The sequence below is a fragment of the Veillonella sp. CHU740 genome, assembly GCF_003992055.1.
In the GTDB taxonomy this organism is placed as follows: Bacteria; Bacillota; Negativicutes; order Veillonellales; family Veillonellaceae; genus F0422.
The window spans coordinates 13,216-38,060 of record NZ_RQVD01000011.1; the positions used below are offsets into that span (position 1 = coordinate 13,216).

Annotated in this window: 24 protein-coding genes; 1 reads left to right on the forward strand and 23 read right to left on the reverse strand. The window is 38.0% G+C overall.

Annotation, left to right across the window (positions count from 1 at the left end; translation table 11 throughout):
* From EO115_RS06665 to EO115_RS06735, 15 genes are all read right to left on the reverse strand, one after another.
* A complete protein-coding gene (locus tag EO115_RS06665; RefSeq protein WP_126938175.1) occupies positions 1–1,188 on the reverse strand; it encodes a murein hydrolase activator EnvC in 1,188 nt (395 codons plus the stop codon).
* A gap of 6 nt (positions 1,189–1,194) precedes the next feature.
* Entirely contained in the window at positions 1,195–2,082 is an 888-nt protein-coding gene (gene ftsX, locus EO115_RS06670; RefSeq protein WP_126938176.1) for a permease-like cell division protein FtsX, read from the reverse strand.
* Complete coding sequence (ftsE, locus tag EO115_RS06675) at positions 2,072–2,758, reverse strand: cell division ATP-binding protein FtsE (RefSeq protein ID WP_126938177.1); 687 nt, start codon at positions 2,756–2,758, stop codon at positions 2,072–2,074. The genes ftsX and ftsE overlap by 11 nt, the downstream gene beginning before the upstream one ends.
* Before the next feature lie 14 nt (positions 2,759–2,772).
* Complete coding sequence (locus EO115_RS06680) at positions 2,773–3,705, reverse strand: transketolase family protein (protein WP_126938178.1); 933 nt, start codon at positions 3,703–3,705, stop codon at positions 2,773–2,775.
* 2 nt (positions 3,706–3,707) lie between these two features.
* A complete protein-coding gene (locus EO115_RS06685) occupies positions 3,708–4,535 on the reverse strand; it encodes a transketolase (protein ID WP_126938179.1) in 828 nt (275 codons plus the stop codon).
* A gap of 38 nt (positions 4,536–4,573) precedes the next feature.
* Complete coding sequence (gene csaB / locus EO115_RS06690) at positions 4,574–5,665, reverse strand: polysaccharide pyruvyl transferase CsaB (protein ID WP_126938180.1); 1,092 nt, start codon at positions 5,663–5,665, stop codon at positions 4,574–4,576.
* Complete coding sequence (locus EO115_RS06695) at positions 5,658–7,685, reverse strand: DUF5693 family protein (protein ID WP_126938181.1); 2,028 nt, start codon at positions 7,683–7,685, stop codon at positions 5,658–5,660. Before EO115_RS06695 ends, csaB begins: the two co-directional genes overlap by 8 nt.
* Positions 7,686–7,693: 8 nt before the next feature.
* On the reverse strand, positions 7,694–8,413 hold the full coding sequence (locus EO115_RS06700; RefSeq protein WP_164724071.1) for an LmeA family phospholipid-binding protein: 720 nt from the start codon (positions 8,411–8,413) through the stop codon (positions 7,694–7,696).
* 10 nt (positions 8,414–8,423) lie between these two features.
* Positions 8,424–9,531 (reverse strand): peptide chain release factor 2 gene (gene prfB / locus EO115_RS06705; protein WP_206168432.1). Its coding sequence is split into 2 segments (ribosomal slippage): positions 8,424–9,473 and positions 9,475–9,531, totalling 1,107 coding nucleotides; the frame shifts between segments, so codons are not numbered across the junction.
* Between the two features lie 77 nt (positions 9,532–9,608).
* Positions 9,609–12,047, reverse strand: a complete 2,439-nt coding sequence (secA, locus tag EO115_RS06710; RefSeq protein ID WP_126938183.1) for a preprotein translocase subunit SecA — start codon at positions 12,045–12,047, stop codon at positions 9,609–9,611.
* A 166-nt stretch (positions 12,048–12,213) separates the two neighbouring features.
* Positions 12,214–12,747: a ribosome hibernation-promoting factor, HPF/YfiA family gene (hpf, locus tag EO115_RS06715; RefSeq protein WP_126938184.1), complete on the reverse strand. Its 534-nt coding sequence runs from the start codon at positions 12,745–12,747 to the stop codon at positions 12,214–12,216.
* 149 nt (positions 12,748–12,896) lie between these two features.
* A complete protein-coding gene (locus tag EO115_RS06720) occupies positions 12,897–13,094 on the reverse strand; it encodes a cold shock domain-containing protein (RefSeq protein ID WP_009354004.1) in 198 nt (65 codons plus the stop codon).
* A gap of 516 nt (positions 13,095–13,610) precedes the next feature.
* Positions 13,611–14,333, reverse strand: a complete 723-nt coding sequence (locus EO115_RS06725) for an amino acid ABC transporter ATP-binding protein (protein WP_126938185.1) — start codon at positions 14,331–14,333, stop codon at positions 13,611–13,613.
* A complete protein-coding gene (locus EO115_RS06730; protein ID WP_126938186.1) occupies positions 14,330–15,013 on the reverse strand; it encodes an amino acid ABC transporter permease in 684 nt (227 codons plus the stop codon). Before EO115_RS06730 ends, EO115_RS06725 begins: the two co-directional genes overlap by 4 nt.
* Before the next feature lie 66 nt (positions 15,014–15,079).
* The gene (locus tag EO115_RS06735) at positions 15,080–15,895 is read right to left on the reverse strand and encodes a basic amino acid ABC transporter substrate-binding protein (protein ID WP_371413264.1); all 816 of its coding nucleotides are present in this window, start codon (positions 15,893–15,895) and stop codon (positions 15,080–15,082) included.
* An 808-nt stretch (positions 15,896–16,703) separates the two neighbouring features.
* Between EO115_RS06735 and EO115_RS06740 the strand changes: the two genes are divergently transcribed.
* Positions 16,704–17,306 (forward strand): HD-GYP domain-containing protein, encoded by a 603-nt coding sequence (locus EO115_RS06740; RefSeq protein ID WP_126938188.1) that lies wholly within the window; start codon positions 16,704–16,706, stop codon positions 17,304–17,306.
* Between the two features lie 3 nt (positions 17,307–17,309).
* Here EO115_RS06740 and EO115_RS06745 read toward each other — a convergent pair whose 3' ends face one another.
* The 8 genes from EO115_RS06745 to rbfA form a co-directional block, all read right to left on the reverse strand.
* Entirely contained in the window at positions 17,310–17,963 is a 654-nt protein-coding gene (locus EO115_RS06745; protein ID WP_126938189.1) for a ComF family protein, read from the reverse strand.
* Positions 17,963–20,110 (reverse strand): ATP-dependent RecD-like DNA helicase, encoded by a 2,148-nt coding sequence (locus EO115_RS06750; RefSeq protein ID WP_126938190.1) that lies wholly within the window; start codon positions 20,108–20,110, stop codon positions 17,963–17,965. Before EO115_RS06750 ends, EO115_RS06745 begins: the two co-directional genes overlap by 1 nt.
* Positions 20,107–20,874, reverse strand: a complete 768-nt coding sequence (locus EO115_RS06755) for a shikimate kinase (protein WP_126938191.1) — start codon at positions 20,872–20,874, stop codon at positions 20,107–20,109. Before EO115_RS06755 ends, EO115_RS06750 begins: the two co-directional genes overlap by 4 nt.
* Before the next feature lie 4 nt (positions 20,875–20,878).
* Positions 20,879–21,820, reverse strand: a complete 942-nt coding sequence (locus tag EO115_RS06760) for a bifunctional riboflavin kinase/FAD synthetase (RefSeq protein WP_126938192.1) — start codon at positions 21,818–21,820, stop codon at positions 20,879–20,881.
* 278 nt (positions 21,821–22,098) lie between these two features.
* Complete coding sequence (locus EO115_RS06765) at positions 22,099–22,605, reverse strand: hypothetical protein (protein WP_126938193.1); 507 nt, start codon at positions 22,603–22,605, stop codon at positions 22,099–22,101.
* A gap of 44 nt (positions 22,606–22,649) precedes the next feature.
* Entirely contained in the window at positions 22,650–23,549 is a 900-nt protein-coding gene (truB, locus tag EO115_RS06770; protein ID WP_126938194.1) for a tRNA pseudouridine(55) synthase TruB, read from the reverse strand.
* Positions 23,549–24,490, reverse strand: a complete 942-nt coding sequence (locus tag EO115_RS06775) for a bifunctional oligoribonuclease/PAP phosphatase NrnA (RefSeq protein WP_126938195.1) — start codon at positions 24,488–24,490, stop codon at positions 23,549–23,551. Before EO115_RS06775 ends, truB begins: the two co-directional genes overlap by 1 nt.
* Positions 24,490–24,840 carry a 30S ribosome-binding factor RbfA gene (rbfA, locus tag EO115_RS06780; protein WP_126938196.1) on the reverse strand — a complete coding sequence of 117 codons (351 nt, stop codon included), beginning with the start codon at positions 24,838–24,840 and terminating at the stop codon, positions 24,490–24,492. The genes EO115_RS06775 and rbfA overlap by 1 nt, the downstream gene beginning before the upstream one ends.
* Between the last annotated feature and the right edge of the window lie 5 nt (positions 24,841–24,845).

Consider the following 24,845-nt stretch of genomic DNA (forward strand, 5'->3'; position numbering starts at 1 on the left):
CTATAAGTATCCCATTGGATCATGAGGCTCACCATTGATACGCACTTCAAAATGAAGATGCGGACCAGTAGATCCACCTGTATTACCCGAGTAGGATACTACTTGACCTTTAGAAACAGTTTGACCCGCACTGACTGCGACTTCACTATTATGAGCATATAAGGTAGACATACCATTACCATGGTCAATGATAACGGTGTACCCATACCCACTGATCCAACCTGCTTCAGCTACAACACCACCATCAGCGGCATGTACTGGTGTACCTTCGTCAACACCGAAGTCAGTACCCGCATGTAAACGACTTGTACCATAGATTGGATGAATACGCCAACCAAAATCAGAGGTAATTGGAGCATTAACTGGTGCAGCCAATTGACCAGTACCTTGTACCCATGTAGTAGCTTCTGATGAGCCGCCACCACCGCCAGAACTACCAGCTGCATTTGCCGCTGCTGCACGTTCTGCCGCACGTTGTTGTAACATCGCTGTAATACTTGCAGAGGAAGCCATTAATTCATTATACGCCCGTTCAGCTGTGTCACGGTCATTCATAGCTTTTTCTAATACAGCTTGACGTTCTGCTTTTTTCTTATTAATAAGATCTTCTTTTTCTTGTTTTACTTTTTCAAGTTCCAATACTTTGGCACGATCTTCTTCAAGCTTTGCTTTTTTACTAGCAATTTCTTCTCGCTCTACCTTAATTGTATTAATTAATTCTGTATCGGAATGAAGAATGCGTTTTAACATCTCCATACGATTTGCAAAATCACTAAAGTCTTTAGAACCAATCACCACATCTAGATAACTAAGTCGACCATTAATATAAATATCACGCACTCGTTTATAGAATACTTTTTCTCGAGCTTGAAGTTTATCTTGCGCCGCTTTTAATTCTGCTTCCGTTTTTGTGATCTCTTGGTCCAATTTAATACGGTCAGCTTGAACTTGCTTTAATTCAGCTGTGGCTGTATCTAATTCAATTTGTATAGCATGTAACTGTTCATATACGGTACCAATGGTTTTTTCTGCTTCCGACTTTTTATTCGCTTCATCTGTCATCTGTTGTTGAATATTTGACAATTGATTCGTTAAGTCTTCGTCTTCTGCATGATACCAATACGGTGTAGCCATCATAAGAGAACCGCATAGTAAACCAGCCACTAGTTTAACTGTTTTTCTATCCATGAGTTCCTACACTTTCATATATTGTTTTAACGAAATAGTACTACCGATAGCACCCACAATAATACCAACACCTACTAATCCACCAGATAGCTGATAAATAAATGGCATTAATGGTACCAATGGCATAAATGCAAAGTTAGCAACTACTTGAGCCGTCACATATTGATAGAACTGCCATGTAGCAAGGCCTGCAATGATACCACCAATAGCACCTAAGAACATACCTTCTAATAAGAATGGCCAACGGATAAATCCATTCGTAGCACCCACATATTTCATGATTCCAATTTCTTTACGACGCGCGAACACAGTCAAACGAATTGTATTGGAAATAATAAATAATGTTGCACCCGCTAAGAAGCCAATCAAGATAATTCCACCGATACGAATAATCTTTGTCACTTCAAAAATTTGCTCAATTACATCTTGTCCATAATGGGCACTCTCTACTTCAGGATATTTAGAAACTAATTCTGCTGTAGATTTAACTTGATCTGGAGTATTGAACGTCAACACATATGATGTAGGTAGTGGATTATGTCCATCTAGAGAGTCCACTAATTGTTGTTGTTCTCCCAAACGTTCTTTAAAGCGTTTCATCGCTTCATCTTTGGTAACAAATTCAATTTCCTTTAAGTCTGGCAAAGCTTTTAGCTTTTTGCCTAATTCCATCACTTGTGGTGTTGTTAAATTATCTTTCAAATAGATACTAATTTGTACTTGGCTTTCTAAATGGGATGCTAAATTATTTAAATTCACTACCCCACAAGCAAATACACCTAAAATAAACAATGACAATGCCACTGTGGAAATAGATGCCAATGACATCAATCCATTACGTCGCATAGACTTAATGGCTTCTTTTATAAAATAGATAAATGTTCTAATTTTCATGGAATTCGGCACCTCTCATTTGATCACTCACTACACGGCCATTTTCTAAGGCAATGACGCGTTTATTCAAATATGACACCATATCCATATCATGAGTCACCATGACAACCGTTGTGCCAGAATTATTAATCGCTTTGAATAAGTCAGAAATATCACGACTCGTTTGAGGATCCAAGTTTCCTGTAGGCTCATCCGCAATGAGTACTAATGGTTTGTTGACAATAGCTCTAGCAATAGCGACACGTTGTTGCTCACCACCACTTAGATCTTGTGGTAAATCGTTAGCTTTATCACTAAGTCCAACTAAATCAAGAACATTCAACACTTTATCTTTAATAACTTTTGGTTTTTCTTCAATAACTTCCAAGGCAAATGCAACATTTTCAAATACTGTTTTAGATGGCAATAAGCGGAAATCTTGGAAAACAATACCTAGTTTTCTACGCAAATATGGTACTTTGCCCGACTTGATACGCGTTACATCTACATCATTTACAAAAACCGTTCCAGAATCAGGTTTTACCTCATGTGAAAGAAGTTTAATAAATGTGGATTTACCTGCACCAGAGTGTCCACAAACTAGTACAAATTCTCCTTTTTCAATATGAATGGATACGTCCTCTAAAGCGACTGAACCATTATCATAGACTTTATGGACATTTCTAAATTCAATCATTTTATCCTTCCCTTCTATTTTCTTGCTATACCGCGTTTTGTAGCAGCCACAATGTCAGCAGCTGTTAAGCCATATTTAGCCATCAACTCTTTTGGTGTACCAGATTCACCAAATGTATCCTTTACACCTACAAATTCCATAGGTACTGGAGCTTCTTTTACTACCACTTCTGCCACAGCACTGCCTAAGCCACCGATAATATTATGTTCTTCAGCTGTAATAATCAATCCCGTTTCTTTCGCTGCTGCTACAATTGCATGTGTATCAATTGGTTTAATAGAAGCCATATTGATAACTCGCACAGAAATACCTTCTGTTTCTAATTGCTGCGCTGCTTCCACAGCTGGTCCTACTAAGGCACCACATGCAATGATGGTAGCTTCCTTACCGTCCCGTAATTGCTGTGACTTACCTGGTACAAACGTGTATCCTTCTGGCGTTACATCCTCTACACTAGCACGGCCTAATCGTACATATACAGGACCTTTATACTCAGCTGCCCATGTAATAACTGCTTCTGTTTCTGCGGCATCAGCCGGTACTACTACCGTCATATTAGGCACTGTACGCATACAAGAAATATCTTCTAAACTTTGATGGGTCGCACCGTCTTCACCCACTGTAATGCCAGCATGAGTTGCACATACCTTTACATTTAATTTAGGGTAGCATACAGCATTACGCACTTGTTCAAAAGCACGCCCTGTAGCAAACATAGCAAAGGAAGATACGAAAGGAACTTTTCCTGCTGCCGCTAAGCCAGCACCCACAGAAATTAAATTTTGCTCTGCAATCCCTACATTGAAGAATCGCTCAGGGTATACTTTTTTAAATTCATCAGTTTTTGTAGATTTTGATAAATCTGCATCTAATACAACAACATCTTTGTTCGTAGCGCCTACTTTAACTAACGCTGTACCATATGCTTCACGAGTCGCTTTTCCCATGATTACACCTCCAACAATTCAGCAACAAATTGATCACATTCTTCTTGTGATGGTGCTTTGCCATGCCAACCTGCTTGGCCTTCCATAGCTTGTACACCTTTGCCTTTTATAGTATTCATAATCACCATAGTTGGTTTATCTGTCGTTGCTTTTGCTTCTGTAATAGCCGCATGCAATGCCTCTACATCATGTCCATCTACAACAATGACATGCCAACCGAAGGCTTTGAACTTTTCATCAATTGGCAATGGACTCATAACTTTCGTAATGTCTCCATCGATTTGCAATCCATTAAAATCTACGAATGCCGTTAAGTTAGACAATTTGTAATGAGCTGCAAACATAGCTGCTTCCCATACTTGACCTTCTTCTATTTCTCCATCTCCCAAAACGGAATATACACGGTACGATGCTCCATCAATTTTTCCTGCTAGTGCCATACCACAAGCTGCAGAAATCCCTTGTCCCAAAGAACCTGTAGACATATCTACACCTGGAGTATATTTCATATCTGGATGACCTTGTAAAATATGGTCAATTTTACGCAAGTTTAATAATTCTTCTGTTGGAAAAAATCCTTTTACCGCCAATGTTGCATACAAAGCTGGTGCAGCATGTCCTTTCGATAAGACAAAACGATCACGATTTGGATCTTTTGGCTCATTAGGATTCACATTCATCTCTTGAAAGTATAACAGACTCATCACATCAGCAATGGATAAGGATCCACCTGGATGACCAGATTTTGCTGCTGTTACAGCTTTCACGATGTTCACACGAATCGCTTTTGCTTTTTCTTGTATCAATTGTTTTTGTTCAAGTGTTAACATACTATACCCTCCCGTGTTATACACAATTTTAAGGTAAATTATTTATCATGCAGCATGCCAATGGCAATGCGGGCATTCTCTAAGGCAGTTCTTCGTAATTCATGGATATTTTCTAATACAGTTTCTGTGAAAGTTTTTCGATCCAAAGCTTCCACTGTACGCGCCACAATAGGTTCTACTTCTAATGTATGTAAATCACCTATTGGGTCTTCACCAATCATATGAAGAAAGTTTAAAATTTTAGGGTCATAAGAGATCCCTAAACAAGGTGTTTCCATTAACGCACTAAATACTAATGCATGGAGTCGTACACCTATCATGACATCCACACAACTACTCAACGACAATAACTCTGTCGTAGTATAGGAATCAGCCAAAACTATTGAAGTAACTGTCATACGTTTGGCAATGGCTTCAGCCTCTATCGTGTCCTCTCTATGTTGCATCGGAATGAATACAATTTGGGCATCCTTGGCTATCTGAATTTTATCAAGAGCCTCAGCCAATATAGTTTGATACTCTGTGCAATCTTTCCAAGCACGTACAGATACCCCCACAATAGGTCGGTCAAAGTCGACACCATAGGCCGCTAATATTTCACGACCTGACGTGGTATCCACTGGATGCATTCCTAGCACCGCATCAGCCGTTACAGTAATCGGTACATTATGAAGACCTAGTGAAATCAACTCTTCTTTCGATGCATAGTCACGTACAGTAATCATAGACACTTGATTCAGCACACGTCCAACTGTAGCACGAGCCAACGATTTTCGCAGAGGTCCAATACCTTGTGCATAAATCATCACTCGTTTTCCCAATATATTGGCTAAGCTAATAATACTTAAATAGTAGTAAAGACTCCGAGTGCTCGTTACATCTTGTAACAAGCTCCCACCACCACTGATGAGCATGTCGCAAGAATACACAGCTTGGTATATCTTCCACATATCGAAGCGGCCAATGGCTTTCACTTTATGAGTATTCATAGTTTCTACTGGGTTTCCAGAGATTACGGTAATCTCAGCTTGTGGTTCTAATTCCAATAATGCTTGTAAGATAGCACTTAATAACGCTTCATCTCCGGCATTACCGAATCCATAATAGCCGGAAATGAGTATCTTACACATGATGATCACCTCTGGAATGATACCATCGAATACCATAACCTAAAAAGCGGAATGCAATAATGGCTAGCACACCTATAGTAATACCCAATAAGATTCCATCATATCCACGTGCAATTGACATATAGACAGGAGTTCGTAAATGGCAGAATGTTTCTACCATGGAAGCAATACCAATCACTGCAGCCACAGATAAGACAAAGTGCAAGACCATAGGAATGCGTTTTCCTACAGCATAGGCTGCCAACATAAATGCTGGATGGCCAATTAAAAACTCTTTTTCACGCGGTCGAGCATACATAGTGTTTTCTAAGAAACGTCGCAATGCAAGTTCCCAAGATGGCACTGGTACACCCGCTGTATGACCACTACGACCTACAAAGACATAGGCTACCACAGCCAAAGCACCAACAATTAATAAACTATAGACTTTAATATCAATTTGAACAAACTCTGTAATAAATGTTTTTACATCACTAACGGAAGAAATCGTTCTACCTTTCCAAATTGGAAAACGCTGTAAATAGGCAATAGCCGTTAATATCACAGGTGCCACAAACGTTAGTTTTACACCATGGAATAAAGCAAACTCCATAAAGAACTGTGTACTTCCCAATAATGCAGCAATGCTTATGCCACCAATGGCAGCAATAGTAGCCGCTACTAGTAGATATACAATAGCTTCTATAGTACTTCTCCAGGGAGATAATCCTTCATGATTACGTTTTGACCAACAGTCCAACACTAGCGTCATCGCCAATACAGGTGCTGCAATGGCCGCAACCAATGCCCAAGCTGTAACAATTTTTGTGCCCGTTGTCATCAAGTAGATCCCTACTGATAGCAAAGTTCCTACGACGAATACACTGAATAGATAGGATCTGCGCAAGCGTATAAATTGCCCTAATGTTAGCGTACCTAAGCTAATAACTCCAATCATAGTCAATACGCGCAGTAGTGTATTTGGTGTATATGCTGGATATATCGAAGCTTCTCCAATAGTAAAGCCCCGTTCCTTTAATCGTTCCGTCACACTCTTGGCGACAAATAAAGTGGTTTCCAAAGCTGTTCGATTATCAACACCTTGTTCATAGAGTGGGAAAAGATTATATCGAATGTTCCGTTCAATATCGCTAATATAAAACCATTGTATAAGCTCACCTGGAGTTAATTTCTTAACTTCTTCTTTAGATACAGAATATAGTCTTCCCACCTTATAATGGTTAGCATTTGCCATCTCTAAAAAGCCTGCTTGTGGAAAGTATTGCAACTGATTCATTGCTTCAATTCCCACAAGTGGAATATTACGTTGTTCCAGTTGTTTTAATGTACGATCTGCATGAAGGGGGTATCCTAAGGCTTCCTTACCTACAAAGACCATTCCCGTCACACCTTGTATCCCATCAATACGTTGGAATACATGATCCACATCTTCCACAGTCACACCTTTGTAATTAGTAGGACGTACGATAACATGGAAACCTAAATCAGATACTTCTTGTGCCTGTAATCGTGAAATTCCCAAATTCATATCTTTTAAAGAATCACTTGGTACAGCTAATCCTATCATAGGTCCTATAGATGTTTCTATGACATTAACTTTATCCGCCCCTAAACGACGCACCAAGTCTTCTTGTATTTCTTTAAAGTATGCTTCTTTCCCAGTGATAGCTCCTATATAGGTCATCCCTGGCTGTCCACCTGCAATCTGCATTTGCTCTAAATCATTCACATCATAGATACGAATATGACCTGCATCTTTTTCTTTCTGCAGCGTTCTATCATAAATAGCCAATGCGGTGATTCCAGACTCTTTAGCCGCTTTCACAGCATCCGTGAAAGACCGTTTTTCATACGAATTAGATCGAATCAACCCATCATAATCAATGATGTTCTCAACTCGTTCTTGTTCTACCTCTATTAGGTGCCGTTCACGCACTAATATAAGTCCACTCACTATACCAATCGCTAGGAAGGCAAGGAGAATCCATGTATATACGGATAGTTTTTTATGTGGTTTCATTATTCCTCCTATGGTTCGACAGGATGTACATACACATGAATTTCTTCACGTCCCGTTTCTACCCGATCCAAAACGACTGGAATTGGAAAGTCATTAAAATTATACACCGGAATTGATTTTACAGCTCCATTAGATAACCCATGTAAACTAGAGCCTCCGATTGAAAGCTTTTCTGTAGCAAATTGTAAGGTATTCCCTTCAATCTCCAGTTGACCTTGTAAGATTAATTTACCGCTTAAAAAACCACCTACATTGATGTGACCTTCCATAATCACACCTCGATTTGTAACTTCTACTGTTTCAATTGTTAATGCGTTAGCATTTTTATCAGACAAGCGTTGTTCAATAAACTGCTTCAAATCATCCTGATGAATCACAGCTTCTATATGACCTTTTCCTAGATTTGTAAACTGTAACCTTTGGTTCATATACAAGTCGGTAGGTGATACTTTCATTTGGCGTAAATCAAAATGCAATCGCTGTACACGTAGTTGACCTAAAGTAACACCATCTAAATCACCTCTAAACGTGTCAATATCACCAAGGGCAAGTTTAATTCCTGGAGATGATTCCACTCGCAATGATTGTCCTTCCGGATGTAATGTATCTTGCAAATGTGATTCTAACTGTTCACTAGCCAATCTTGGTAACAACAATGAAGATCCGCCTATCACGATACCAACAATGGCCAAACATACAACAATTGTTTTAAAAAAGAAATTTCTCACTGTCACTCCATTATATTGATAAATTCGCTTCTTTCTTTAAAAAGCCTTCCATAAATTGATCTAAATTACCATCCATGACAGCTTGTACATTACCTGTTTCCACGCTTGTACGATGGTCTTTTACCATATTATATGGGTGGAACACATAGGAACGAATTTGACTGCCCCACTCAATCGCTTGGTATGTACCACCTAGTTGTTCTTTTAATTCTGCTTGTTTTTCAAGTTCTAATTCAAACAACTTAGCTCTCAATAATTTTAAACATTGCTCACGATTCTGAATTTGAGACCGCTCACTTTGACATTGCACAACGATACCTGTAGGAATATGAGTCATACGAACAGCAGAGTCTGTTTTATTAATGTGCTGTCCACCTGCACCACTGGCACGGTACGTATCTACCTGTACGTCCTTCATGTCCAAATTAATCTCCACAGTTTCATCAATTTCAGGCATCACATCTACAGCACAGAATGATGTATGTCGGCGCGCTGCTGAATCAAATGGAGAGATACGAACCAATCGATGTACCCCTTTTTCTGATTTCATGTAGCCAAAAGCATTTTCACCCTTGATCAGGAATGTAGCACTTTTAATGCCTGCTTCATCGCCTACTTGTTCATCCATAAGGGAAATACTATATCCTTGTTTCTCTGCCCACCGCAAGTACATGCGAATCAGCATAGAGCACCAGTCTTGTGCTTCTGTACCACCTGCACCAGCATGAAATGTTAAAATGGCATTATTTTTATCATATTCACCACTTAGTAACAACAATACTTCACGACGCTCTACTTCTTCGGTCAATTGCTTTACGATGGTTTCCAGTTCACTCTCCATAGAAGCATCTTCCTCTTCTATAGCCATCTCTAACATCAATTTCGCATCTTCAATGTCTGTGACTAGCTTTTGATAGCCTTCTACGGCATCTTTCAACTGTGTTGCTTCTTGCGAAATATCACGAGCAGAATCCGGATCATTCCAAAATTCTGGATCACTCATTTTTATATCTAGTGTGAGGATACGCTCTTCTTTTTGAGCGATGTTAAAGTGAATCCCTCATTCCAAAAATACGCTCCTCTAAATTGTCAATAGGACCTTTTAAGTCTTCTAACAATTCTTTCACCTCTTTCTATAGTACAATAAAAATGGCCACACAGGAGATGGTATCACCTCGCTGTGGGCCATGAAAGTCTAGTCTACGTTTTGTGGTTCCAACACGTCTTCATGGTGGGTCTTAGCATCAGCTAGATGATCAACCGGTTCTTCTTCTGCTATTGTTTCCACATTGATTTGGATTCGGTATAAATACATAATTGTATCATCCGTAATAGCTTCTTTCATACGTTCAAACATGTCAAAGGCTTCAAATTTGTACTCTACTAATGGATTTTTTTGTCCATAAGCACGCAAACCAATGCCTTCTTTTAACATATCCATAGAATCTAAATGTTCCATCCATTTGCTATCCACGACTTTTAGCATAATTGCTTTTTCTAATTCTCGCATATTTGCTTCACCAATCATGGCTTCTCGTTGTTCATACTCGCGATGAGCAATATCAATCAAATGTTCTTGTAATTCAGCTCGACCAAACTCTTCCATTTGTTCTACTGTTAACATACCAGGCTCTAAGAAGTAAATCTCTAAATGTCTTAATAAGCCTTCATAATTCCATTCTTCTGGATATAATTTTTCATCTGCATATTGGTTCATGGAACTGATAATAAGGTTATCTACCATATGCAAAATTGTTTCTCGCAAGGATTGATTATTCAAAATCAAGCGACGTTGTTCGTATAATACTTCCCGTTGTTGATTCATAACATCATCATATTCCAAGATATACTTACGAATATTAAAGTTATGATTTTCTACTTTTTTCTGTGCTCGTTCAATAGATTTCGTAATTAAGGAATGTTCAATTGGTTCATCTTCTTCCATTCCTAATTTATCCATCATACCAGCAATATTATCGGCTCCGAAAATACGCATTAAATCATCTTCCAAGGACAAGAAGAATTGAGAAGATCCGTTATCTCCTTGACGACCGGAACGGCCTCGAAGCTGATTATCGATACGACGACTTTCATGTCGTTCTGTACCTAAAATATGCAAGCCACCTAGTTCAGCCACTCCTTCTCCTAAGGAAATATCTGTACCACGGCCCGCCATATTGGTAGCAATAGTTACCATGCCATATTGACCAGCATTGGCAACAATCTCGGCTTCTTGTTCATGATGTTTTGCATTCAATACGTTATGTGGTATACCCGCTTTTGTCAGCATATCACTAAGCATTTCAGATTGTGTAATCGATGTAGTTCCCACCAAGATAGGCTGTCCTGTTTTATGTCGTTCTACTACATCGCGTACAACAGCTCGATATTTTGCTGCTTTAGTTTTGAAAATAAGATCTGGCATATCAATACGAGCCAATACTTTATTTGGTGGAATTTCATATACTTCCAATCCATAAATATTATTGAACTCTTGTTCTTCCGTCTTCGCTGTACCAGTCATGCCAGATAATTTTTCATACATACGGAAATAGTTTTGGAACGTAATGGATGCCAATGTTTGGCTTTCACGTTCTACTTTTAAACCTTCTTTTGCTTCAATAGCTTGATGCAATCCGTCAGAATAACGACGACCAAACATAAGACGTCCAGTGAACTCATCGACGATAACAACTTCGCCATCTTTCACCACATAATCTTTATCTCGCTCCATCATAGCATAGGCACGAAGAGAAGCGCTCAGCAAATGATTTAATTCCAAGTTAGAAGAGTCATATAAGTTTTCTATGTGTAACATTTTTTCGACTTTAGTGATCCCCTCTTCTGTAGGAGCAATTGTTTTTTGTTTTTCATCGATTGTATAGTCTTCATCTTTTACAAGGTGCGGTACAATCTTAGCTAACTCATAGTAACGTTCTGTAGAGCGTTCACCTGGACCAGAAATAATCAACGGTGTACGAGCTTCATCGATCAAAATAGAGTCCACTTCATCCACAATTGCATAATTTAGAGGTCGTTGTACCATTTGGTCAGCATGCACTACCATGTTGTCACGTAAATAGTCAAAACCAAATTCATTATTTGTACCATATGTAATATCAGAAGCATAAGCTTGTTTACGTTGGTCATAATCTAAACCAGCCACAATAAGACCCGTTGATAAGCCCAAGAAATTATACAGCCGACCCATCCATTCGCTATCACGACGCGCTAAATAATCATTGACAGTAACAACATGAGCACCTTTTCCTGATAATGCATTTAAGTACACTGGTAATGTAGCTACTAATGTTTTACCTTCACCTGTACGCATTTCAGCAATATTACCGCGATGTAACACTACGCCACCAATCATTTGTACATCAAAATGACGCATCCCCAAAACACGTTTAGAAGCTTCACGAACAACTGCAAAAGCTTCTGGCAAAATATCATCTAATGTTTCACCTTCTGCTAATCTTGTTTTGAACTCTTCTGTTTTTGCTTTCAATGATGTATCACTTAAGGCTAACATGGACGGTTCTAATTCGTTAATTTCATCTACGATCAATCGAATTCGTTTAATTTCTTTAGCATTTTTATTTCCTAGTAGTTTTTGTATAAAACCAAACAACTATATCAACTCCTTATATTAGTGGAACGAATTTCTTTTCAATACTATGTATCTAGATTATTATAGCCTACTAGGCTGTAATAGTCAAAAAAAGAACTGATATTATCTATTAATATCAGCCCTTTTTATATATTTCGGGTAAAAAATCACAAATGTATGGAATCACTTAACCAACTTCAGGTTCTAACAATCCATATTTACCATCATGACGTCGATATACTACATTCATTGTTTCAGTATCATCATTGAAGAACATAAAGAAATCATGTTCCAATAAATTCATTTGTAAAATAGCTTCTTCCACACTCATAGGTCGTACTGTAAAGTGTTTGCGTTTTACCACTTCTAATTCTTTTTCTTCTTGTACTGGTTCTACAGGTGCTACATCTATATGGAATCCAGTTTCCTTGCGGAAACGTTTTGCTAATCGCGTTTTGTGTTTATGTATTTGACGAATAATTTTATCTACTACTAGGTCGATGGCTGCATACATATCAAGATTGCTTTCAACGCCTCGCAACACTACACTTTCTACAAAACAAGTTACTTCTACTTTGCGCTCTTCTTTTTCTAAGGACAATAGCACTTGAACTGTTACTGGTGTTTCGAAATAACGAGATAACTTTTCCAACCGTTTTTCAATATATTCACGTAACGCTACTGTTACTTCAAGATTTTTTCCTCGTACCGATAATTTCATAGTACTCACCCTTTCTTATATTTCATATATTATGGTTGTATTTATAGTATTCGCCATAAGATGAAAAACTCCTTTAATTAGATCATATATTTTTTGTTAACACTAGTAACAAAAAAAGACTTAGGAATATCCTAAGCCTTTTCTTGATATTATGCTTTATATACGTTAGCCGCTTGAAGACCACGGTTACCATCTACAATTTCAAATTCTACTTGTTGTCCTTCAGATAAGGACTTAAAGCCATCTTCTTGGATTGCAGAAAAATGTACGAATACATCGCTACCATCTTCTCTTTCAATAAAGCCATAACCTTTTTCTGCACTGAACCATTTTACTTTCCCAAGCATGATAATTCCTCCTACCTTTAATACTGCAAGTGATTTAGATTATCTAAATCTTGCTTTCATGTTATCACTATAAATGTATGGTGTCAATCAAAATTTAAGTTTATTTTCAAGTATTTGCTATATCGATATAATTCATTAGCATTATTATTCAATTATGCTAATTTTACTTATAATATAGGTATTTTTTAGACGTTCAAAAGTTTTTTTATTTAATATATTTTTCAATTTATATTCACTTTAAACTTTATTTTTATGAATTTTAAAATTTATCAATTATCAAGTATACATCTTTATAATATTTTTCATATCGTTGTTATTTCTCCATTCGAATACCCATTGATTACAGAATACATAACAAGTTATTTTCAAGCAGACCTTCTTTTAATTATTATAAATGAACATTTTATACATTCTGTATATTTTACACAAACCCATCTACATAATAAAAAACTCTCAAGCAGTTATACCTTGTATAAAAACTAGCTTGAGAGTTATCTATCTCTATATAAATTTATTTTATCTAATCACTTTAGACAAGAAAGATTGTGTCCGCTCATGTTTTGGTGTATCAAACACTTCTTCTGCAGTGCCTTCTTCTAGAATCTCGCCACCATCGACAAATAAAACTCGCGTTGCTACTTCTTTGGCAAAGCTCATTTCATGAGTGACAACTACCATTGTCATACCTTCTTTTGCAAGATCTTTCATAACATCTAATACTTCACTAACCATTTCTGGATCTAACGCAGAGGTTGGCTCATCAAAAAGCATCACCTTAGGTTTCATCGCTAACGCACGAGCAATAGCTACGCGTTGTTGCTGACCGCCAGACAATTGTTCTGGGTAGGCCTCGGCTTTGTCTGAAAGTCCTACTTTTCCCAACAAATCATGGGCAATTGCTTCTGCATCTGCCTTGGAAAGTCCTCTAATTTTTTGTGGTGCCAATGTAATATTATCTAACACTGTCATATGAGGGAATAAATTAAATCGCTGGAATACCATACCTACTTCCGCGCGTACATTGTTGATGTTTTCTTTTACATTCAAATTCATTCCATCTACAATGACATCCCCAGATGTAGGCTCTTCTAAATAGTTCATACAACGAAGCACGGTACTTTTCCCTGATCCAGAGGGACCAATGATAACCACTACTTCACCTTTATCGATTTCAGTATTAACACCTTTCAGTACATGTAATTCACCGAAATATTTATGTACATCAATTAATTTAATCATTTAATATTATATTTCCTTTCTAAGTATGCAACGAGTCGGGAAATGGTTAATGTCATAATTAAGTATATCACCGCTACGGCAGTCCATATTTCAAAAGAGCCATAGGTACGCGCAATAATTAATTGACCACGACGTGTCAATTCCTCAAACCCAATAACTGCTACCAGAGATGTATCTTTCAACATGGCAATAAATTCATTTCCAAGTGGTGGAATAATTGCCTTGAAAGCTTGTGGCATAATAATATAACGCATCGTTTGGAACCACGTTAATCCCAACGAACGACCAGCTTCCATTTGTCCTTTGTTGATCGATTGAATCCCTGCACGGAATATTTCTGACACATAGGCTCCAGAATTAATAGAACATGCCAATACAGCTGCTAAATAAGGCCCAATAGGTTCTGGTGCACCATTGGCATTCACAATAGCTCCTAATAGTTTTGGCCCACCAAAGTAAATCATAAAGATTTGTACTAGTAATGGGGTGCCTCTAAATAATTCTACATAGCATTTTGCAATGAGTCGAATCACTCTAAAGCGAGATAAATTCATCAAAGACACCACGAGTCCAATAAAGAATCCAAATCCCACACTCATAAGAGTGATCTGAATTGTAATTCCCGCTCCTCCGATCAGTAGAGGTAGAGAATCTACAATCAACTTCCAATTAAAATCCATCGTCAACAATCCATCCTTTCATATACACACAGGTAAGGAGGCTAAAAAGCCTCCTTATATAGTACCTTATTTCCCTTCGTATGTCACGGGCATATCTTTCGGCATATCTGTTTTAAACCATTTCTGGTATATTTTGTTTAATGTACCATCTTGCTTCATCTCTGTCAATGCTTTATTCACACTTTCAATAAGGGCTGTATTCTTCTTGTTCATAGCTAACCCAAAGTATTCTTTTGTATTAGGGTACTCAATGACTTGCAATTGTTCATCTGCGTGCTTAGCCACGTAGTATTGCGCCACTGGAAGGTCGATTAAAGCACCTTCAACACCGCCATTTTTCAATTCTAATAAAGCATCACTTGTGTGATCAAAGTTTTTAACCACCGCTCCATCAATTTTGCTCGCTAAATCAGCTCCTGTAGTTCCCATTTGTACAGCAATAGTTTTTCCACCTAAATCCTGTAACCCTTTAATGGGACTACTATTCTTAACAACTACAGCCATACCTGATTCGTAATAAGGCATGCTGAAACCAACTTTTTCTGTCCGTGCTTTAGTGATGGTCATACCAGAGGCAGCTATATCAATTTCTCCATTATCTAATGCAGGGACTAACCCATCAAAAGGGACATTTTTAAATTCAATTGTTTTACCTGTCCGTGCAGCAATCTCTTTTGCCACATCAATATCAAAGCCTTGTACCTCTTCTGAACCTTCATTTTTAAACTCAAAAGGAACAAAGGTTGCATTGGTACCTACTTTTAATACATTACCAGTCTGTGCTTGTTCTGACCCTTGAGATCCACATCCACCTAACATAGCCACTACACCTAATGTTACTAATCCTGTGCATATCCATTGTTTTACATTCATTTTCATCACCATTCTCCTTTACTTCTTAATTGTGTTCTGTAATGTATGCACTGATTATACATCTAATTGTATATTTAGTCAACATAAATTTTCATATTTTTTGTATTTTTATTTACCCCCCCTATATATAAACTATAACAACAAAGAATATCTGAAATATACGCTATATCCTAACTACTTACAAATACGTTATCCTATTATTAGCTTGAATATCTCACTGTATGCCACCAATTTTTATTCATAGAATAAAAAAAATACACAGCAGAACAATTTCTGCTGTGCTTCATACGGCTGACCTGGTCTTTGCCCCCACACTCGCCTGCTGGAAGGTTCGCTCATAAGCTGTGCTCCCCACTACTACTTCTCTCGATATCTCGGCAGGACTTACATCTAAGCCGCACCATGCTCACAACTTTTCGTTGCTTATGTGGATCGTTTTGCCTGCGACTGGCCTCGACTTTCAACCACAGACCCGTAATATGATTTTATTATAATCGAAAGAAATATATTTGTCACTCTTCTTCCATCATGATTTTTTACATGTTTCCTATATCATTTTTGTATAGCAAACTTAAAAAAAAGACTTGCTTTTTTTCATCAAATATACATGTATATCAATCTATCCCTTATCTATCACATTCTCACTAATACTATCAGTTTCTCTAAAATTTCAGTGCATTTTTGTCCACTCTGTAGGGTATATTCAAGGCCTTTAAATTATTGTATAATGTGTGTACTAAAGTAAACGAAGAATTTTAAAACGGTGCTATTTCTAATGGAATTATCACCGTTTCAGTAAGTTAGGAAGGGTTTGCACATGTTTATGTTATCATTAATTCAAGAGTCAGGAGCATATGAGCAAGAGTCTAGCAGCTTAGAAGTCATCTCTGCTCAACTTTTGCAAATGATTCAAATGAAAAGCCAAACTTTATATGTGCACTCTGTGCAAGTGGCCAACTATGCAGTTGCTATTGCAGCCAAGATGGGCTTGCCAAAAGGTGAAATTGAATTAATTCGTCATGCTGCTTACCTTCATGACTTAGGATTAATTTGCTTACCTACCACAACATTAATGAAGTTCCCTTACTTCAATCGTCAAGAACTTTCCAAGTACAAACAACATCCAGTGTTTGGTGCCAGTATGATTGAAAATTATCCATGTTGCCAGCCAATCATTCCATACATTAAATATCATCATGAAAGATGGGATGGCACAGGATTTCCTAAACATTTACGAGGAGCTAATATTCCATTAGGTGCTCGCATCATTGGAATTGCTGATTACTATGTCACATCTATTGATCCTTCATCAGATACGACATTACAACCTCGTAGCCAAATAAAGCAAGACTTATTCCGTCAATCGGGAACACAATTTGATCCAGAAATTGTTAAAACATTTATAGAAATCTTAGGATAACCATTAGGCTCCACTTGCTAAAGTGAGAGCCTTTATGTTTGCTCTAGGAAAATAGTTTTTTAAAGTATCTGCCGCTTCTACTAAAGTTGCTCCCGTGGTATATATATCATCCACAATGAGTATCTCTCCTGGCACTGCTACCAATGACTTTACCTTAGATATAGAGACTAAAAAATGACCCTTCATATTCTGCTTGCGTTCTTCTTTCGTCAATGTCCACATCGGTTTCGAACCATCTAATTTAATAAGAATATCTTCCCAACACCATTGCTGTTGTATCACCCAATTTTTAAATAATAGATCTACTTGATTGTATCCACGTATCTGACGTTTACTTTCACTAATAGGAATAGGCACCACTATATCAGGTGTATAATGGATATCTGAACAAGTAATTGTAAAACGTTGCAAAAAAGGAGCGGCTCCTAGAGCTCGCTCCTTTTTTCCATTAAATTTTATATCATGTAACATCGTTTTGATGCCACCTATATAATCTGCAAGTATATATATACACTCTAAAGAAGAATACCTAGATCCTTCTATGCGTCGTTCATGCAACACTTTTTGAAAACAATCAGTACACCATTCTCCTTGCGTATATACATCATTTCCACAATGAACACATGTGGGCGGACACAAAATATCCCAAATTCGCATTAGAATCCCCCCTCTAGTCGCTCTTTAAATAGAGTATATCGATATTGGTTATCTTCTCGAGATACAGCAGTTCCCAGCGCTTCTTGACTGCCGATAATTAGCACCTTATCTTTTGCCCGTGTGATAGCTGTATATAATAGATTTCGTTGCAGCATAATATTGTAAGCTGAAATAAATGGCAACAAAATACGAGAATATTCACTCCCCTGCGCTTTATGAACGGTAATGGCATACGCTAAAGACATAGATAGCATATCTTCTTCATTCATCAGTACTCGTTTATCTGGAAATTGTATATGTACACACTTTCCAAGGATACTCGTAATTAAACCAATCTCTCCATTATACACATCTTGCTCGTAATTATTTTCCATTTGGATGACTTTATCTCCTACTCGGAAGATGTTACCATCTACTTTCATCTCTTCTCGATCTGGATGTTTCGGATTTAGCAATTCTTGCAAATACTTTGAAATGGCACTACTACCGATAGGACCTTTACGCATAGGGCATACAATTTGTATATCTAAATCAGATTCCACAGATTTTAATTCTTTTTTATAAAACTCTTGTAATGCTGAAAGTACACTGTCCACACTATGAGCTTCTTCAAAGTGAAACTCCTCACACTGGGTCAATTCCGGCATCTCCCCATGGTTAATTCTATAGGCATTATCAATGATACGATGCCCCTCTTGTTGACGATAGATATGATGTAATTCCTGATACGGAACTACTGTACTTTGTAGCATATCACGCAATACAAAACCGGCTCCAATAGGTGGCAACTGATCAACATCACCGACCAATATCACAAAAGCCGTTGGTGGTATCGCTTGTATTAAGGCATAATAAAGTTCTAAGTTCAACATCGATGATTCATCAACGATAACAACATCTACATCTAACTGATCATCTTGGTTTCTGCTAAATTGGTACCCACCTGCCACCGCCTCTGGTTCTAGCAACCGATGAATAGTAAACGCTTCTTGTTCTGTCGCTTCTGATAAACGTTTGGCTGCTCGACCTGTTGGGGCACAAAGTACAATACGCTTTTTATTCCCTTGTCGAAATCCTTCCACTAAGGCTTTAATAATGGTGGTCTTACCAGTACCAGGACCACCTGTAATAATAGAAAAACGATGGCTAAGAGCCATAATAATAGCCTGTTTCTGCTCGTCTCCCAAAGTCATCCCATGCCTAGCTTCATATTGGTCGCACAGCATATGTCCATCAATAGTTGTATCTGAATCCGACTCTAAAAATTCACGCGTAAATGATACACTATCATCCTCTGCTCGGTATAGTTCAGGGCGATAGATATACACTACACCATCATACTCCACCTGATAATACACTTTAGCCTCTAATAAATATTCTAATCGTTCAACAATAGAGTCAATATAGTCATCACCTAATAGATTCGACAGTTGCACCATTAATTCCTCTATGGGCATACAAGTATGTCCATATTCAGTGATCTGCTTCATCGTATATAGAATACCTGCATCTAACCGGTACTCACTATGAAAAGGAAACTCTAGGGCATCTGCGAATCTGTCTACTACGGAGAATGGTAAGCTTTCATCAATGCGAAGCAATTGGTACGGGTTATGTCGAATGACCTCTACCGCTTTCGCACCGTATACCTCATATAGCTTACGGCTCCAACGATTACTCATATGGTAGGTGGCAAAAAATTCATTAATATCTTGCAGAACCCCTTCTCCTAGCAAGGTGCGATATAAATCTTCTCTCACGCGTTTTCCTACATTGGGAATCCCCAAAATAGCCATAGGGTTTTCTTCTTGCAATACATCTAAAATAGATTCATTAAAGTAGTCTAGGATTTTATCTAGCGTTTTAGGCCCTAGCCCTTTGACACCTAAATTTTCTAGGTATCGCCTAGCCCCGGCCATAGTATCAGGCATAATGCGCTGCATACTTTCCACTCGTATCTGTCTACCATATTTTTTATGTACTACCATCGTGCCTTTAACTTCTAACTCATCTCCCACTTTAGGAGCTTCTATATTACCAGCACATGGATGATCTTCATTTTGAAAGTCTCGTACGATAAATACGCAAAAATCATTCTTTGGTGATGCATATATGACACGGTATACAGTTCCTAATATAGTGATCATAGGGATGCATTGGGTAACGCTGCAATGACAGCTTTCACTACATCTGCTACATTGCTGATATTTTCAATTTTAATATGGCTAACACGCTCATAAATAGGCTGTCTTTCTTCATATAAACGGAAAATATATTCAATGCTTTCTTTTAATAAAGGACGAATTTCCATATCTAAATCATCAAGGATTTGCTTTACATCACGTTGGATTAACACTACATAACCAGATTCACGCATCAGTTCAGCTGTGGCATCACACAATACTGTACCACCACCTGTAGCAATGACACTCGCTTTTTTGTGGCCCACTAAATCTCGAATGACTTCAAGCTCTAATTGATGGAATTCATCTTCTCCATCATGAATAATAATATTTTGAATAGATTTCCCTGTTCGTTCTTGAATCTCTGTATCTACATCGAAAAACTCAAGTCCCAATGTTTGTGCCAAGGCTTTACCAATGGTAGTCTTCCCTGCTCCAGGCATACCAATTAAGAAAATATGTTGATGAATATGGTTTTTTTCGTACTCTTTACAAATACGGATGACTTCCCCCATAAACTCTTTGGCATAGTCCTCTAAATCAGGATTATTTAAAGATGTAACAGCTAAATTTAACACTTCTTCTTCTCGCTTTGCATCATGAATTTGCATTTGATGCTCTTCCTTATATTTAGCAATGTCTACTACAATCGATAAACGTTCCTCGAATAAACGAATCAACTCTTTATTAATAGCATCAATTTTTTGGCGACTTTCTTGTAACTTCATATCTTTATCCTCTTTTATATTCTGTATGCTGTAAATGCTCTAAGGCAAAAGCTTTATCATCTTCCATTTGATCGATGAGTGCTTGCAACGAATCGAATTTTACCTCTCCTCGAATGAATGCAAGAAACTCTACAGTGGCCACTTTTCCATATACATCATCGGAAAAATTGAACAAATGGGTTTCATAGCGATGGTATTGGTTCGTAAACGTTGGATTATCCCCCATATTTCCTACTGCTCCATACCATTTGCCATCTATCTGCACTTGATTTACATAGACACCATCTGCCGGTATTGCCATCTCATCTGGAAAATGAAAGTTCAACGTAGGAAATCCTAGGGTGTGACCTCGTTGATCTCCTTTCACTACAGTCCCTGTAAATCGATATGGTCTACCTAGCATTTGGTTGGCCAGTTCAATATCACCTCGTAATACACTACTGCGTATAGCTGTGCTAGATATGGGCGCATCAATCCAATCATAGCGCACCAACTCTTGATCATGGACTTCTATGCTTGGATACAACTCTCGAATCAGTGCTGAATTACCTTGTCCCTTATATCCAAAATTAAAATTGGTACCTACCACAATTTTGGGTACATTACGGTTGGCACAAAGATGATGAATAAACTCTGTTCCAGATTGTGCCAATAATGCTTCTGACATAGGTAGCTCTAACAAATAGTCAACACCTAGCTCTGCAAATACAGCATACCGTTCTTCCCTTTGCAGTAAACGAGGAGGAATGTGATTAGGTTGTAAAATAGTAAATGGGTGGGCATCGAAGGTAACAATCACAGAAACTCCCTTATGCTCTTTGGCACAATCAACAACTTCTTTAATGATCGATTGATGACCTAAATGCAGTCCATCAAAGGTTCCCATACCATATACAATGGGTTCTTGTATCGTATCTAACTCTGATATCGTATATAAAACGTTCATACTAATCCTTATCTTTTGAAATATGAAATAGAACTTTTATTTCAGTGTACTCTTTATTATATCACAATCCTAAAGGATAAACAGTAGTACCCATGTATACATGTCTTTCAAAGATATTCTAATGATAAACTTGAACTCATATAAAAAGATGTAAACCTAGACAATACTATGAAGTCATACATATAGTATGGTATATAAAGAAAACACCTAATATACAATACTGTATGTTAGGTGTTTGATAGGTCTATGTATAATCTAATTATTATAAATTGAACTGATTACAATACAGCTTTGTAATTTAAATACGGTAAGTTAAAGAACTTTAATCCATAGACTTGGAAGAAGGCTAGTTCTGCAGGGTTTAAGGTTCCTCTAGTCCTAGCCATACCCTGACCAGGTTTTATGTTAGTTTCATACCACCATTGACCAGTAGAATGGTTGTAAAAAGCCACATCTAATGTTCGATTTTCATAATCATAAGTAAAATATTGTGTAGTAACATTACTAATTGCGGTATTTCCTCTCGCAACATTAGGAACATATACTGTATTCACCGCTATTTTATAATACGGAGGATTATATGACATATTCACCACAGATGACTTATCATAATAAGTACCACTATCCATATGACCATCCGTTAAAATAAGATTAGGATTATTATTCAAATACTCTGGATAATGTGCCTCTGTATAACTATTGGAAGCAAATAGTGCACAAAATGCTACTAATACCATAAAAATTCTTTTGATAGTTAAAAATTTTTCTACTTTAAACATCATCATATCCCCCTTACATGTATTACTACAAACCTACGTTTATATCTCTTCTAAATATATATATTTTTTTCCACTTTCAAAGTACTTTCCAACCGTCGCAAGATACTCATAAACCCATTTGCATCATAGGCTCTTACCAATGTGTCGACTGGGATTTCATCTGGTGACACACAGAATGTTCCATTCGGTTTGATTGTATGGGTTGGAACTTGTTTCCCTTGTACCAAGCGTGTGCGGTTGATGTCGTTGATATATACCGCTGGCAAGTGGGTCAGCAAGGTATCCACTGGCTGTACAGCTTGTTCCACCAGCGTTTCTAGTTCTTCGATGGTCACAGACTGTTCGATATCACATCGTCCTACTGCAGTACGGCATAATTGTGTCATCATACCACACAAGCCTAATTGCTGGCATATATCTCGTAACAAAGCACGTACATAGGTGCCCGCAGAGCATCGTACACGAATGGTAAAAAATGGAAATGCATAAGCCAATAACTCAATATCATAGATATGAATTAAACGAGATGGCAGTTCAAACTCTACTCCTGCACGTGCTAAATCATAGGCACGTTGCCCATTGATTTTGATAGCCGAATACTTGGATGGCCGCTGCTCAATCGAACCTTTGAAGGACTGCACTGCTTGTTCTAGTTCATCCCAACTAGGAGCCTCAGTCATATCTAGAGTATGCAGTACATTGCCAGTACTATCTTCTGTATCTGTTTCCACACCAAATTTACATTCTGCCACATAAGTCTTACCGATAGATTCTGTGTATTCAATGGCACGTGTTGCTTTTCCTACAAAGATAGGCAACACTCCGTACGCCAAAGGATCCAAAGTCCCACTATGACCAATACGGCGTTCTTTCAAAATGCGTCGACAAATCCCAATCGCATCATGACTAGTAATACCTGGCGGCTTGATTAAAGAAATAACTCCATCCATTAGTCAATCACCGCTAAGATTTGTTCCAAGGCCTCATGGATAGGACTTTCTATGGAGCAACCTGCTGCACGAATATGACCGCCACCGCCAAAGTGACTAGCAATTTGATTCGCATCACGCACTTTAGATCGAATACTTGCACGAGTCAAGGTATCGGTTTTTGCTTTCAATACGATGGCCACATCCACACCTTTGATATTTCGAATCATATCCACAAATCCATCGGTATCATCACCGACACGCTCCATAATAGGCAATGTCAAGGACATGGAAACCACTTGTCCATCATGATGAAAACGAACTTGCTCTAGTACCTCTTTTAGCACTTCGATACGGGCCTGTTCTACTTGTTCTATAGCTTCGGAAATCACATGTGGTTGTGCTCCTGCTGTTAAGCATAATCCAGCCATGTCCATCGTATGGGCTGTGGTATTAGAGAATTTAAAGAATCCTGTATCTGTAGCCATCGCCATATACAAGGCTTGTCCCATCGACTGAGTAATCTCCCAATTCCACATCTTACATAGATACGCCACCGTTTCTCCCGTAGAAGAAAAATCGGAGCGCAAGTATAAACCGTCTGCAAATTCTGTATTAGAAATATGATGGTCTATATTAAAAGTAGGTGCACTCACTCGTACACCTACTTCTCCAATTCGTTCAAATGTGCTAGCGTCCAAAATGAGTAACATATCTGATGTATAACCATTTTCTAAACTTTCCATAGGCTCAATCTTGGAGCATAAAGGAAGAAAAGAAAACTTTTCAGGAATTACATCATCTACTACCATGCGAACGACTTTCCCTTGGGCTACCAAAGCTTCATACATTGCGAGCATGGAACCAATAGCATCTCCATCAGGACTAACATGAACCGTAAGAAGAATGGAATGGGCTGTATCAATCGATGCTTTCAGTTGATCAATACTAATTTTCGCCATTATTGTTCCTCTTGTTTAATAGAATTTAATAATCCTTCGATGTGCATACTGTAATCTAAGGATGTATCTGCATCAAAGGCAATGCTAGGAATGTGGCGCAATTGGAGTACCTTTCCTAGTTCAGAACGGAAGTAGCCAGCGCTTCTACGCAAAGTCTCTAAAGACTGTTTTTTCTCCGCCTCACTGCCGAATAAGCTTACGTAAATCGTAGCTTCTCGCAAATCACCTGTCACACGCACATCGGTAACAGTAACAAATCCGATGCGAGGGTCTTTCAACCCACGCAATAAGATTTGACTTGCTTCTTGTTTAATAAACTCTTGTAATTTTCGTACACGAACTTCGCTCATGGATA

Coding starts and splice junctions, on each gene's coding strand:
- EO115_RS06750 (WP_126938190.1), bottom strand. CDS start 20,110: ATGATCACTATATTAGGAACTGTATACCGTGTCATATATGCATCACCA.
- EO115_RS06695 (WP_126938181.1), bottom strand. CDS start 7,685: ATGAAACCACATAAAAAACTATCCGTATATACATGGATTCTCCTTGCC.
- EO115_RS06755 (WP_126938191.1), bottom strand. CDS start 20,874: ATGAAGTTACAAGAAAGTCGCCAAAAAATTGATGCTATTAATAAAGAG.
- ftsE (WP_126938177.1), bottom strand. CDS start 2,758: ATGATTGAATTTAGAAATGTCCATAAAGTCTATGATAATGGTTCAGTC.
- EO115_RS06720 (WP_009354004.1), bottom strand. CDS start 13,094: ATGCTTGGGAAAGTAAAATGGTTCAGTGCAGAAAAAGGTTATGGCTTT.
- EO115_RS06725 (WP_126938185.1), bottom strand. CDS start 14,333: ATGATTAAATTAATTGATGTACATAAATATTTCGGTGAATTACATGTA.
- EO115_RS06665 (WP_126938175.1), bottom strand. CDS start 1,188: ATGGATAGAAAAACAGTTAAACTAGTGGCTGGTTTACTATGCGGTTCT.
- EO115_RS06765 (WP_126938193.1), bottom strand. CDS start 22,605: ATGATGATGTTTAAAGTAGAAAAATTTTTAACTATCAAAAGAATTTTT.
- ftsX (WP_126938176.1), bottom strand. CDS start 2,082: ATGAAAATTAGAACATTTATCTATTTTATAAAAGAAGCCATTAAGTCT.
- EO115_RS06685 (WP_126938179.1), bottom strand. CDS start 4,535: ATGTTAACACTTGAACAAAAACAATTGATACAAGAAAAAGCAAAAGCG.
- hpf (WP_126938184.1), bottom strand. CDS start 12,747: ATGAAATTATCGGTACGAGGAAAAAATCTTGAAGTAACAGTAGCGTTA.
- rbfA (WP_126938196.1), bottom strand. CDS start 24,840: ATGAGCGAAGTTCGTGTACGAAAATTACAAGAGTTTATTAAACAAGAA.
- EO115_RS06740 (WP_126938188.1), top strand. CDS start 16,704: ATGTTTATGTTATCATTAATTCAAGAGTCAGGAGCATATGAGCAAGAG.
- csaB (WP_126938180.1), bottom strand. CDS start 5,665: ATGTGTAAGATACTCATTTCCGGCTATTATGGATTCGGTAATGCCGGA.
- truB (WP_126938194.1), bottom strand. CDS start 23,549: ATGGATGGAGTTATTTCTTTAATCAAGCCGCCAGGTATTACTAGTCAT.
- EO115_RS06730 (WP_126938186.1), bottom strand. CDS start 15,013: ATGGATTTTAATTGGAAGTTGATTGTAGATTCTCTACCTCTACTGATC.
- EO115_RS06760 (WP_126938192.1), bottom strand. CDS start 21,820: ATGAACGTTTTATATACGATATCAGAGTTAGATACGATACAAGAACCC.
- EO115_RS06775 (WP_126938195.1), bottom strand. CDS start 24,490: ATGGCGAAAATTAGTATTGATCAACTGAAAGCATCGATTGATACAGCC.
- EO115_RS06680 (WP_126938178.1), bottom strand. CDS start 3,705: ATGGGAAAAGCGACTCGTGAAGCATATGGTACAGCGTTAGTTAAAGTA.
- EO115_RS06745 (WP_126938189.1), bottom strand. CDS start 17,963: ATGCGAATTTGGGATATTTTGTGTCCGCCCACATGTGTTCATTGTGGA.